9 protein-coding genes are annotated in these 13,233 nt (G+C 51.2%); 7 read left to right on the top strand and 2 right to left on the bottom strand.

Annotation, left to right across the window (positions count from 1 at the left end; genetic code table 11):
* A partial coding sequence (locus FC47_RS09040; RefSeq protein WP_155519169.1) for a mucin-binding protein occupies positions 1-2,108 on the top strand: 2,108 nt, incomplete at its 5' end.
* Positions 2,109-2,204: 96 nt separating this feature from the next.
* On the opposite strand, the gene FC47_RS09035 is transcribed toward FC47_RS09040, so the two are convergent.
* The gene (locus tag FC47_RS09035) at positions 2,205-3,251 is read right to left on the bottom strand and encodes a 2,3-butanediol dehydrogenase (RefSeq protein ID WP_056968682.1); all 1,047 of its coding nucleotides are present in this window, start codon (positions 3,249-3,251) and stop codon (positions 2,205-2,207) included.
* 585 nt (positions 3,252-3,836) lie between these two features.
* Here FC47_RS09035 and FC47_RS09030 point away from each other — a divergent pair.
* Genes FC47_RS09030 through cydC form a run of 4 tightly spaced genes read left to right on the top strand, consistent with a single transcriptional unit; the run spans position 3,837 to position 9,749 of the window.
* Positions 3,837-5,264 carry a cytochrome ubiquinol oxidase subunit I gene (locus FC47_RS09030; RefSeq protein WP_039944990.1) on the top strand — a complete coding sequence of 476 codons (1,428 nt, stop codon included), beginning with the start codon at positions 3,837-3,839 and terminating at the stop codon, positions 5,262-5,264.
* On the top strand, positions 5,265-6,278 hold the full coding sequence (cydB, locus tag FC47_RS09025) for a cytochrome d ubiquinol oxidase subunit II (RefSeq protein WP_039944987.1): 1,014 nt from the start codon (positions 5,265-5,267) through the stop codon (positions 6,276-6,278).
* Entirely contained in the window at positions 6,278-7,993 is a 1,716-nt protein-coding gene (gene cydD / locus FC47_RS09020) for a thiol reductant ABC exporter subunit CydD (RefSeq protein ID WP_056968681.1), read from the top strand. Before cydB ends, cydD begins: the two co-directional genes overlap by 1 nt.
* Complete coding sequence (gene cydC / locus FC47_RS09015; RefSeq protein WP_039944984.1) at positions 7,986-9,749, top strand: thiol reductant ABC exporter subunit CydC; 1,764 nt, start codon at positions 7,986-7,988, stop codon at positions 9,747-9,749. The genes cydD and cydC overlap by 8 nt, the downstream gene beginning before the upstream one ends.
* 159 nt (positions 9,750-9,908) lie before the next feature.
* Here the strand turns inward: cydC and FC47_RS09010 are convergent, their stop codons facing one another.
* Positions 9,909-10,901, bottom strand: coding sequence for a polyprenyl synthetase family protein (locus tag FC47_RS09010; RefSeq protein ID WP_056968680.1), 993 nt, complete (start codon positions 10,899-10,901; stop codon positions 9,909-9,911).
* 60 nt (positions 10,902-10,961) lie between these two features.
* Here FC47_RS09010 and FC47_RS09005 point away from each other — a divergent pair, with 60 nt between their 5' ends.
* Together FC47_RS09005 and FC47_RS09000 are read left to right on the top strand one after the other, a co-directional pair.
* Complete coding sequence (locus tag FC47_RS09005) at positions 10,962-11,864, top strand: prenyltransferase (protein ID WP_056968679.1); 903 nt, start codon at positions 10,962-10,964, stop codon at positions 11,862-11,864.
* A gap of 15 nt (positions 11,865-11,879) precedes the next feature.
* The gene (locus FC47_RS09000; protein WP_056968678.1) at positions 11,880-13,085 is read left to right on the top strand and encodes an NAD(P)/FAD-dependent oxidoreductase; all 1,206 of its coding nucleotides are present in this window, start codon (positions 11,880-11,882) and stop codon (positions 13,083-13,085) included.
* Positions 13,086-13,233: the final 148 nt, after the last annotated feature.

The raw sequence follows: 13,233 nt of genomic DNA, 5'->3' as shown, positions 1-13,233 counted from the left end.
AGATCAACTACACCACGGCCGACAAGATCAAGAACTACCAGGATCTCGGCTACGAACTGGTTTCCAACAACTTCAGCGATGGAACGCAGACCTACGCTAAGGATGGCAATGATTTCGTGGTTCACCTAAAACACGCCACCAAGACGATCACACCGGAAGATCCAGCCACGCCAGGTCAGCCGATCAATCCTAAGGGCAACGCGGAATATCCAAATGGCGTTGCCAAGGACGATTTGACTGACGCGGTTACCCGGACGATTAACTATGTCGATGCAGATGGGAATCCGGTTAAGGGTGGACCAAATGGCGAGACGACGATTAAGCAGACCGTCACCTTTAAGCGCGCGGCAGTCATTGATAAGGTTACTGGCCAGCTGCTGGGCTATGACACCAACAACGATGGCCAAGTCGATACCACGGATGCTGCGCGGGCCTGGTCGCCAATGCATGGAGAATTTGATGAGGTTGAGTCAAAGACGCCGGCTGAAGTAGGCTACCTGCATGTTGATCGGCCAAAAGTCAATGTCTACGGCGTGGTTCCTGGCGATCAGGATATCGTTGAAAAAGTCGTCTACAGCAATGATCCAATGGTGGTTGCCGGTACGATTCAATACATTGACGATACGACGGGCGTTCTTTTAGATGAAGACGCCTTGCCAGAAGGAGAAGTTGGCACCAAGATCAACTACACCACGGCTGACAAGATCAAGAACTACGAAAACAAGGGTTATGAACTGGTTTCCAATACCTTTACCGATGGAACACAGACCTACGCCAAGGCCGGCAATGATTTCGTGGTTCGCCTAAAGCACAAGACGCAGACGATCACGCCTAACGATCCTGATTTGGTAACGCCAGGCGAGCCGATCAATCCAAACGATCCAAACAGTCCGGTCTATCCGCCAGCAACCGCGCGTGAAAATCTGATCAAGGCGGCCACCCAAACGATTCACTACGTTGGGGCCGGTGACCAGACGCCAGCTGACAAGGTTCAGACCAAAGAAGACGCCTTTACGCGGACCGTTACGATTGACAAGGTTACTGGCAAGGTGCTTTCAACCAGCGACTGGCAAGGATCCGAGACTTTTGGTACGGAAAATACGCCAGTTGTCGATGGCTACCATGCCGATAAAAAGACAGCGGGCGGACTGACGGCGACGGTTGCTGATCCAAACGTGGAAGAAACGGTAACCTACACGCCAAACGCTAAGATCGTTCCAGTTGATCCAAACGGCAACCCAATTCCAGGCGCGGACACGCCAACCTACCCAACGGACCCAGCTGATCCAACCAAGGTGGTGCCAAACGAGCCAATTCCAGATGTGCCTGGCTACACGCCGGTTGATCCAAGCCCGATTACGCCAACCGATCCTGGCAAAGACACGCCGGTACCATACACGCAGAATCAGTACGGTTTGACGGAGCAGTTTGTGGATGAGGATGGCAATGAGCTGTCGCCAAGCGCATCCAAGGGCAGCTCCTACAAGCGTGGCGATGCCTTTGACGTGACTGGCGATGCCAAGGTTATCAATGGCTATGTTCTGGTAAAGCAGGATAACACCAAGGGCACGTTTGGCAATGGCGATGAAACGGCTAAATTTATCTACAAGAAGCTTGGCCGCATCATTCCGGTTGATCCAAACGGCAATCCAATCCCAGGAGCGGACACGCCGATCTACCAAAATGACCCGAATGATCCAAGCAAGGTGGTACCAAATGAGCCAACGCCAACCGTTCCAGGCTACACGCCAAGTACGCCAAGCGTGACGCCAGCTGATCCAACCAAGGACACACCGGTACCATATACCAAGAATGAGACGCCAACGAATCCAAGTGAGCCAACGACGCCAGCTAACCCGACGACTCCAAGCCAACCGACAGCACCTGGCACGTCAACGAATCTGGCTGCACCATCACCGGCAGCTCCAGGTCAAACGACGCCAGCCAACCAGCAGGCAGCCTCATCGACAAGCAAGGGCAAGTCGGCAACTCTGCCACAGACTGGCAATGACCAAAATGAGACTGCCGCGGCTGCAGGCTTAGGTCTGGCCGGGCTGTCATCGCTGCTGGCATTGTTCGGTACGCGCAAGAAGCGTCATGAAGACTAGTTAGTACAGTTGATAAGTTTAGTAGAGCTTAATTGAAGATATAAGACGCAAAAAAGACCGAACGCGGGCAGTCCCGTGGCTCGGTCTTTTATTGTTTTATTCACCGCTCAGCTCAACCAGAATCTTGGCCTGCTTTTTATCATTGATCAGCGTTTCAAAGCCTTCTGCAACGATGTCATTAAGCGCGATTTCCTTGGTGATGATTGGGGCGACCTCAATCTTGTGCTGCGTAACCAAGTCAACGGTCTGCTTAAACGTCTGGCGTGAGTAGGCGATCGTTGAGGTGACTTTAACGCCGCTGTTGGTTAAAAGCATCGGATTGAATTCAATTGGACGGGCAAAAATTGAAACGACGACCATCGTGCCCCGCGGCTTGGTTGCGTGAATCGCCTGAATAAACGTCGGCTGTACGCCCGCGACTTCAAAGGCAACGTCAACGCCACTTGGCACCAGCTTGCGAATTTCCTTGACGGCGTCGACCTGGCCAGAATTGATGACGTCGGTTGCGCCCATTTCAATTGCCTTGTTTAAACGGCTCTCAGACAGATCGCAGACAATAATCTTTCTAGCGCCCGCTGCCTTAGCTGCCGCCGTAACCAGACAGCCGATCGGACCAGCACCGAAAATTGCCGTCGTATCGCCGAATTTCAATGAGCCTTCCTTGATAGCCTGCACGGCAACGGCGGTTGGTTCAATCGTGGCTGCCAGCTTTAAAGGAAATTCACTTGGCAAATGATAAATGTTGTGCGCAGGGACGTTGACGAAGGTGGTAAAACCGCCATCACAGCTTAATCCAATAAAGGAGTAGCCGTCATAAACGTTAAGATCATCGCTCCAGCGTTCACGAGTAACGGTTGGATTGACGGTAACGTGATCACCGATTTTAACATCCGTGACGTTTTCGCCGACTGCCTCAACAACCCCGGAAAATTCATGCCCCATCGTCAGCGGTGCCTGGCCGCCAGTCAGTTCATCGACCTTATCGACTGGGATGAAAACCGGACCTTCGACATATTCATGCAAATCGCTGCCGCAAATGCCGGCCCAAGCGACTTTTACAACGACTTCATCTGATTTTAAAGGCTTTAATTCAACATCTTCCACGCGGATGTCTTTTACGCCATGCCAAACTGCTGCTTTCATAATTATCGACCTTTCTTGAATATTAAATGTATAAAAAGCAACGATGTCCTGCAGGATTTGTGAATATCAACTTTGTGAATATATCTTATCACTAAATATCCGAAAGCGCTACAAAAATGTTTTGGATTTGTTACGTATAATTAAAAATGTTATCATTGTTACCTATATATCAACGATTTAAAAGTATTTTCTACTTATCAATTGGTCGGCTGAGAAAAGGGCGACGCTTAATTTACTTTTTCGACATTGTGAATTAAGAACTTAATTTCACAAACTTTTGGTAAAATGAACATAAATCGCCAACTGTATTAATATGAATAAAAATGAACTGAATGTTGAAAACGGCCCGAATATTGTTAATTGATTGATAACTTAAAAATGGACGATTTTAAGAGAATCATTGTTTCTTAAATATACTAAAAATCGATTAAATTGCCGGATAACTGCGGGTTGAGAGACAAAATTAAAATAAAGTAATTTGCATGTTGAAAGCCTTTTATCAAAGCGGTACACTAAGGCTGTAAAAGCGGTATTCCTAATCTATTGATAAGTGATTAGGAAATAAGTTTAAAAGGGGATGTTAGAATGACAATCGTTAATCTAGCTCGTTTCCAATTTGCGATGACGACCGTTTTTCACTTCTTTTTCGTTCCGTTTTCGATCGGGACCGTTTTTGTCGTTGCAATTATGGAATCGATTTATGTTCATACCAAAAATGAACAGTATCAACGAATGGCAAAATTCTGGGGCAAGATCTTCCTGCTCAGTTTTGCCGTTGGCGTGGTCACCGGGCTGATTCAGGAATTCCAGTTTGGGATGAATTGGTCCGACTACTCACGCTTTATGGGTGATATTTTTGGCGCGCCGCTTGCTTTTGAGGCGCTGCTGTCATTTTTCATCGAGTCAACGTTTATTGGCTTGTGGATGTTTACCTGGGATCGGGTTGGCAAGAAACTGCACTTGTTCTTTATTTGGATGGTCGTGTTCGGAACAATGACCTCCGCGCTTTGGATTCTGACTGCCAACTCTTTCATGCAGCATCCCGTCGGCTACACGATTCGCAATGGCCGGGCTGAAATGGTTGATTTTGGTGCCTTACTGACGAATCCGCAGCTGTTCTTTGAATATGGTCACGTTATCTTGGGGGCACTGTTAACCGGGGCGACGATCATTACCGGTCTGGCTGCCTTCCAGCTGCTTAAGAAACGGCAGCTGTCAAAGGAAAACACCAAAGTCTATCACAAGACGATGCGGCTGGGCATGACGCTGATGCTGGTCTTCTCTGTGGCAACGATGCTGATGGGGGATCTGCAGATGAAGTACCTGATCAAGGAACAGCCAATGAAGTTTGCCGCTACGGAAGCCGTCTACAAGACCACGGGCAAACAGGCGCCTTGGACGGTGGTCGGGATTGCTGATACTAAGACTCATGAAGTCAAGGGCAAGATCGACATTCCCGTGATGCTGAGCGTGCTTTCTTATGGCAAGACGACCGGTTCCGTCAAGGGGATGGAGCAGGTCAACGCTGAGCTTAAGAAACAGTATGGCACGACGATTGCTGGTCACAAGATGAACTACTATGTACCGGTCAACACGCTGTTCTGGAGCTTCCGGGTGATGGCTGGCTTTGGGGCCTTGATCGCGCTGTGCTCGCTGGTTGGCCTGATCTTGACGCGCAAAAACAAATTGACGCTCTATCAGCATCGTTGGTGTCTTTGGGTAATGGCGCTCTTGACGTTTGCGCCGTTCTTGATGAATACCAGTGGCTGGCTGATTACGGAACTGGGCCGGGCACCATGGACGGTCTATGGTCTGTTTACGATTGCTCAAAGCGTCTCGCCAAACGTTTCGGTGGCTTCGCTCTTGATTTCCAACATCGTCTACTTCTGTCTGTTCAGCGGCTTGGCGGTAATCCTGATTGGTTTGATCGTACGGGCGCTGCACAACGATCCATTCGATCAGGCCGCGGCATCGGCTAAGATTATGGATCCATTTGCTAAGGGGGCGTTTTAAATGACAATGCTGCAGATATTATGGTTCTTTTTGATCGGTCTGCTGTTTGCGGCCTTCTTCTTCCTGGATGGCTTTGACTATGGCGTTGGCATGGCGGTTAAAACCCTGGCTCATAACGAGGCCGAGCGCACCCAGCTGATTCGTACGATTGGTCCGGTCTGGGATGGCAATGAGGTTTGGCTGATCACGGCGGGCGGGGCGATGTTTGCTTCGTTTCCATACTGGTACGCCACGCTGTTTTCCGGCTACTACCTGATCTTACTGGTGATTTTGGTTGGTTTGATTATCCGGGGCGTTTCGTTTGAATTCCGGGCGCAGAGTCCCATGGCAAAAAAGCCGCTGTGGGATAACGCGCTGGCATTGGGCAGTCTGATCGTGCCATTCTTTTTTGGCGTGATGTTTATCTCGATGATCAAAGGGATGCCGATCGACGCGCAGGGAAACATTCAAGCTGGTTTTTTAGACTACTTTAACTGGTTTTCAATCGTCGGCGGCGTTGCTCTGACTCTGCTGACCTACCTGCACGGCTTGAACTATATCGCGCTCAAGACAACGGGTGCGATTCAGGCGCGGGCCCAAAACTACAGCCAAGCGTTCTACTGGGTTCTGTATCTGGGCGAGGTGGTCTTTGCGCTGCTTTTGCTCTTCCAAACCGACTTTATCAAGGTGCACCCGCTGGCAACGCTGCTGGGGCTGGCTTTGATCGTTGCCTTTTCGGTGCTGGCTCATGCCAATACCTTCAAAAACCGCAATGGCTGGGCATTCGTCTTCAGTGGTCTGACGCTGGTTTCGCTGGTAGCACTGCTGTTTAGCGGCTTGTTCCCACGGTTGATGATTTCTTCGATCAGCAGTCAATACGATTTGATGATCAAGAGCGCGTCATCTTCCAACTACACGCTGATCGTGATGACGATTGCGACGCTGGTTCTGGTGCCATGCATTTTGGTATATACGGCCTTTGCCTACTGGATCTTCCGCAAGCGGATTGAGATGCCGCGCGTTGAGGTACGTTAATGATTGATCGTGATTTATTTCAATTGCCGGGTTCCGGCGTGATCGTGAAACGGCTTGTCGGAATAAAGATTCTGCAGGCCGTTTTTATTATCGCTCAGGCTGCCTTCCTGGCTGGCACGCTGTTTATGCTCTGGCAGGGAAAAGGACTGCACTGGCTGCTTTTAGCGGGCTTTATTGCCAGCTATACCTTGCGCCAGCTGCTCTTATGGCTGGAAAAACGGATTCTGGATAGTTTTGCGGAACAGACGGCCGTTGATCTGCGGGCGCGGCTGTTAAGCAAACTCTATGATCAGGGGCCGGCCTTGGTGCAGGAAAATGGGACTGGGAGCACGGTTGCCATGGCGCTTGATGGTATCAACGAGGTCAACCAGTACGTTAAGCTGACGTTTGACAAGACGATCGGCATGATGAGCGTCCCCGTTTTGATCTTGATTGCCGTTGGGATTTTTGATTGGCGCTCGGCCGTGATCTTATTGGTGACCTATCCATTGATCATCCTGTTTATGATCATCCTGGGCAAGGCCGCCAAAGCCAAAGCCGAGCAGCAGTATGGCAGCTTTCAGCACCTGTCGAACAATTTCATCGATTCGCTGCGGGGGATTGACACGCTTAAGTATCTTGGCTTAAGCAAGCGCTACTCTAAAAGCATCTTTACGGCCAGCGAGCATTTTAGAAAACGAACGATGGCCGTACTGAAAGTCGCGATGCTTTCGACGTTTGCGCTGGACTTTTTTACGACGCTTTCCATCGCGGTGGTGGCCGTTTATCTGGGGTTTGATCTTTTAAATGGCCGCATGGCGCTTTTCAACGCGTTGGCCGTCTTGATCCTGGCACCGGAATACTACCTGCCGATGCGTCGGTTTGCTGGTGATTTCCATGCCACGCTCAATGGCCGCAACTCGTTTCATAAAATGCTGACGATCCTTAATCAGCCTGCGCAGCCGCGTATCGAAGCACCACTGCATTCCTGGGGATCAACTGATGAGCTGTCGATTGATTCAATGGCGTTTCAATATCCAAAAGGCACCAGCATTAAGCCGTTTTCGCTTCAGATCAAAGGCTGGCAGAAAGTCGGCATCATTGGGATGAGCGGAGCGGGTAAGACGACTTTGATCAATCTTTTGAGTGGTTTTTTGACTCCTAAACAGGGCACGATCAAGATTCAGGGTCAAACGGTAACGACGCTTAACCTGCCGGACTGGCAAAATCAGCTGCTTTATCTGCCGCAGTCGCCAACGATCTTTACGGCGACGGTGCGTCAAAACGTTGCCTTCTACACGCCAGGCGTTTCTGATGAACAGATCAGGGCCGCGCTGGCAATGGTTGGCATGACGGATTGGCTGGCCAAGCTTCCTGATGGCCTGGCAACGATGATTGGGTCAGGACACCGCGAGCTTTCTGGCGGTCAGGCACAGCGAATCGCGTTGGCCAGAGCATTGCTGGACGACAAGCGGCGGGTCATGATGTTTGACGAGCCAACCGCTCATCTGGATATTGAAACCGAACTGGAGCTGAAAGAACGCATGCTGCCGTTAATGGATCAGCGGCTGGTCTTTTTTGCTACGCATCGGCTGCATTGGATGAAGGAGATGGATTGGATCTTGGTAATGGATCATGGCGAGCTGGTTGAGCAGGGAACCTATGACGAGCTTTTGGCAAAAAATGGCTATTTCGTCTCATTGATCAATGGAATGCGAGGTGAGCGGCATGTTTAGACAGATCAAGCTTTTTCAGATTTTAAAGCATGATTCGTGGGTCCGGCCGTTTCTGCGGCGCTATCGCAAAAGTCTGATTCTGGCGATCTCGCTGGGAATTCTGACGTTTATCTGCGCGGCCGGATTGATGTTTAGTGCCGGCTACCTGATCAGCCGCGCCGCTGAGCAGCCGGTCAACATTCTGCTGGTCTACGTGCCGATCGTCTTGACGCGTGCGTTTGGGATCGGCCGACCTACGCTGCATTATGCCGAGCGGTTGGTCAGCCACAACTGGGTGCTTAAGATGACTTCCAAGCTGCGGCAGCGACTGTATGACGCCTTGGAAACCGATGCGATCTTTTGGCGCCGCCGCTATCAGCTGGGGGATCTGCTGGGTTTGCTGGCCGACGATATCGGTCACATTCAAAATCTTTATCTGCGGACGATCTTTCCAATGCTGGTTGCCTGGGGCCTTTACGTGATCTTGATTATCGCGCTGGGCTGGCTTTCACCATTATTAGGGCTGGCCGTGTTGCTGATCTTTGGCCTGATGATTATCGCCATTCCATGGTGGTCAACGGTAGTCAATGGCGCGCGCCAGATGAAAGACAAGCAGCTGCGCGATCGGATGTATGCCGAATTGACGGATGACGTCTTGGGGCTGGCTGACTGGCGCTTGGCGGGACGACGCGCAGACTATCTGAAACGCCACGCGGCAACGGAAAAGCTGGCAATGAACAATCGGCTGGCGGAGCACCGGTTTGCCAGGCGGCGGGATTTCTTGATGGAGATGCTGTTTTTGCTGATGGCCGTTAGTCTGGTTCTTTGGGGAGCCGCGCGTTGGGGACAGTATCATGGCGGCGCAGCGGATTGGATTGCCGCACTGGTCTTGGCACTGTTTCCATTGGCTGACGCGCTGTCGCCGCTGCCGGCCGCGGCTCAGGAAACCAATCTGTATGGCGAGTCGCTGCGCCGCTTGAATGAGCTGGCTGCCGATCAGAAATCAGCTGCTGATACGCATCCCCACGCGCCGTATCAAATTGAACTGCGCAATCTGCATTTCCGCTACGAGGCCGATGATGCCGAAGTGCTGAAAGGAATCGATTTAACGATCAAGCCTGGTGAAAAGATTGCCGTTCTTGGACGCAGCGGGAGCGGGAAAACGACCTTGCTCTCACTGCTGCGGGGCGATCTGCGGCCAACAGGGGGCACGGTAACCGTGGGCGATTGTTCGAGTTTTGAATTGGGCGACGCGGCCGCTGAGATCTTTGGCGTGATCAACCAGCGTCCCTATTTGTTCAACACTACGATTGCCAATAATCTGCGGCTGGGCAATGAAGAAGCCAGCGATGAGCAGCTGGCAGACGCGCTGCGGCGGGTTGGCCTCTGGGAAATGATTGACCAGCTGCCGCAGAAAATGGAGACGCCGGTTGCTGAAGCCGGGCTGCGTTTTTCTGGCGGTGAGCGGCATCGACTCGCGCTGGCCCGGATTCTGCTGCACAACGCGCCGATCGTTTTGCTGGATGAGCCAACGGTTGGGCTGGATCCCATTACGGAGCGTCAGGTAATCGAAACGTTTCAAACGCAGCTGCAGGATCGCACGCTGATCTGGGTGACGCATCACCTGCAGGGAGTCGAGCAAATGGACCGTGTGATCTTGATTGGCGATGGTCAGCTCAAACTGCAGGGCACGCCGGCAGAATTGTGGCAGCAAAGCGCGTACTATCGCGGCCTGCTGACTGCCGACCAAGGCGGAACCAGTCAGGCTGGCAAATAAATGCGGTCAATAAAAAAGCACCGGCAAGCTGCCGATGCGGTTGACCCGATTTTGAAATTGAAAAAGCGCTCGGCAAATTTTTGAGCGCTTGATGCCGTCAGCGGAGTTAATGTCAAGCCAGCTTAGGGTCTCGGAGCATCCAGCTGATTATCAGGCTGGCTAAATGGTTCTTTGCATAAGCTGTTGCGTCAGCTGACCCAGCAGACGCTGAGCCGGTGAATCCGGCAGTTTTGCCAGCCACTGATCGGCCTTTTGCGTAAACCGCTGGGCTAATTGACGGGCCTCAGCCAGCGCGCCGCTGCTGATTACGATAGCCCTGATCTGCTGCTCGCTGGCGGGGGTCAGCGGTCGTTCAAGCAGCGGCTGCAGTTCTTTGACCGCAGTCGGATGCTGCAGGGCCAATAAAAGTGGCAGTGAATAGACGCCGGTGGCCAGATCCTGCATCACGGGCTTGTTGAGTTTGCTTTGGTCGGTATAGTCAAGCAGATCGTCAATTATTTGAAAGGCAATGCCCAGGTTCTGACCAAAACGCGCGGCATAGGCAGTGGTTTGGCGATCAGCCCCAGCAAAATGTGCGCCTTCGCTGGCGGCCAGCTGGAAAAGAGCCGCCGTCTTGCCGTTGACGTTGCGCAAATACTGGGTGACTTGCTGTTGTTGGTGATAGCGCAGCGCCATCTGTCCTAATTCGCCATCTAAAATCTTTTTCATGGCCCGTGCGTTGATCTGCAGATACTCATCGTTGGCCAGGTTGGCGATTAAGAGGTCAAAAAACTGGGTAAACAGCAGGTCGCCGGCATAGACCGCGGTATCCTTGCCAAATTGGGTCTGAACGCTGACTTGACCGCGACGCTTGGGCGAATCATCGATAATGTCGTCATGGATCAACGTTGCCATGTGTAGAATCTCGATTGACGCGCCCAGCTGAATCAAACGGCTGCGCGTGGTAAGGGTCCAATCATTGGGCGCGGCTGCCTTAGCTACCAGCAGCAGCAGCGTCGGGCGCAGAAACTTGCCGCCGTGACTGGCCATCTGCTGCAGGGCATGTGCCAGTTCGGGATTGCGGCACTGCAGGCGCGTGTCGATGAGCTGGCGAACCTGTTTTAATTCACTGCCGATTAAGTGTTTAGTTTGAGTTTGAAATGAATTGATCATAATGATGAGTTCCTTAACTAAATAATTTTTGTTGCAAGAGATGAAAGGATTGCTTAGAAAATGTCGCTGAAAGTTTTTTTGGAATTGATTGAGGTGAAGGCCAAAGCTGCCAGTCTGCTGCCCTTTTTATTGGGCGTTGGCTACAGCATCTGGTACTACCATGCGTTTGACTGGCGGGTAATGCTGGTGTTTTTGATCGCGATGCTGCTGTTCAACATGGCCGTCGACGTCATGGACAACTACAACGATTACCGCCATGCCATCGATACTGAGGTTTACCAGCAAAAGACCAACATCATCGGCCGCGAGCAGCTGTCATTGCCAGCCATGCGGTACTTGATTGTCGGGATGGTGTTGATCGCGTCGCTATTGGGCATTTGGCTGGTGGCTCAGGTTGGCTGGCCGCTTTTGGGAATGGGCGTCTTCTGCTTTTTGGTTGGGATCTTTTATTCATTTGGTCCCTATCCACTGTCCGGACTGCCGGTGGGTGAGTTCTTCGCTGGTTTTACGATGGGCTTTATGATTGTCTTGATCACCATCTATCTAAACGTGCAGGGGCATTTTTCCTGGGACTGGCTAAGTCTGGGGCGGATCCTGGTGCTGGCGATGCCATTAGAGCTTTGGATCTCGAATTTGCTGCTGGCCAACAACCTTTGCGACGCGGAAGAGGATCTGCGTAATCATCGGTATACGATTGTCCGGCTGTTGGGCAAGCGTGTCTGTCTGATCGCGTTTAGCGTCAAAAACGTCCTGGCATTTTTGTTTATCACTATATCACCATTCTTTCGTATTTCACCATTTACGGTAATTTTATCTTTGCTTATTGTACCTTTCATTTTCAAACAGAACAAGATGCTTATCAAAAGACAAGTTAAAAAGGAGACGTTTATTTGCGCTGTTCGCATCTTGATGGTTGGCGGCGCGACTCAGGTTCTGACTTATCTAATTGGAATGGTTCTCTAAAAGGGGTTGAAGGAAATGAAAAAAATTGTCATTTTAGGTGCTGGCTATGCCGGCTTGAAAACCGTTGTTGAATTGCAGAAAAAAGCGGCTAAAACGGCTGAGATTACGCTGGTTGAACAAAACGACTATCATTATGAGGCAACCAATCTGCATGAGGTTGCGGCCGGTAACGTTGCGCCAGAACGGATCTGTTTTGACATTCAAGACGTCCTTAGTCCTGCCGTTAAGCTGATCAAGGATCGCGTCGTCAAGGTAGATCCTGATGCTAAGCAGATTGAGCTGGCCGAACACGCGCCGCTCAACTACGACTACTGCGTGCTGGCACTGGGTTTTGTCTCGGAAACGTTTGGCATCAAGGGAGCCGTGGAAAACAGCCTGCCAATGGCCAATGTTGACCAGGCAGCTCAGATTGCTGATCATTTAAACGAACAGATGGTGCAATACCGTACTGATCATAATCCAGACCATCTCAAGATTATCGTTTGCGGTGCAGGTTTTACCGGTATTGAATTGGCGGGGGCCCTTTATGATGCCAGAAAGCGTTTGGCCAAAGTGGCAGAAGTTGACCCAGCCGCAATTAAAATCAAGATGATTGATGCCGCGCCACGGATTTTGCCAATGTTTGACGACAAGATGAAGGATTATGCGATTAAGCTGATGCAAAAAGAACAGCTCACCTTGCAGGGACAGGCCGCGATCAAGGAAATCAAGCCGGGCGCGGTCGTTTATCAAACCAAGGATGAACAGTTGCATGAGGAAACGGCCGGCACGATCATCTGGACAACCGGGGTCAGCGGCAGTCCGGTCATGGCAGCCTCTGATCTGCCGCAGCGGCGTGGTCGGGTGATGGTTACTGATCACTTGACGGCTCCTGATTATGATGACCTGTACGTTTTGGGCGACGTGGCCGCGGTAATGCCGCCAGATGGCAAGCGGCCTTACCCAACGACGGCTCAGATCGCGCTGACGATGGGAATCTACGCGGCTAAGGATCTGGCAGCCCGCGTAACTGGTGGTCAGCGGCCTGGTCCATACTCATACCATTCACTGGGGACTGTGGCTTCAATGGGCAACACGCATGCTTTTGGCGTTGCGATGGGGATGAAGTACTATGGCTACCCAGCTTCGGTAATCAAGAAGATGATTGCCAACAAGTCGCTGATTGAAACTGGCGGGGTTAAGGAACTGCTTGCCAAGGGCCGGTTTGATCTGTATCACTAGTCATAAATAAATCTGACAGCAAAAAAACGCGCTAGCTCAGGTCTTAGGACTTGGGTTAGCGCGTTTGCTGTTTAAGAAGTGTTTGCTGAGCGAGATGGGGAAATGAATGAACTTATTAGACGGCTCATTGAATAACTTAAAGAAACTT

It is taken from the genome of Limosilactobacillus mucosae DSM 13345, assembly GCF_001436025.1.
Taxonomy (GTDB): domain Bacteria; phylum Bacillota; class Bacilli; order Lactobacillales; family Lactobacillaceae; genus Limosilactobacillus; species Limosilactobacillus mucosae.
Note: the sequence above shows the minus strand (reverse complement) of the source record. Positions and strands in the feature narration are given on the sequence as shown.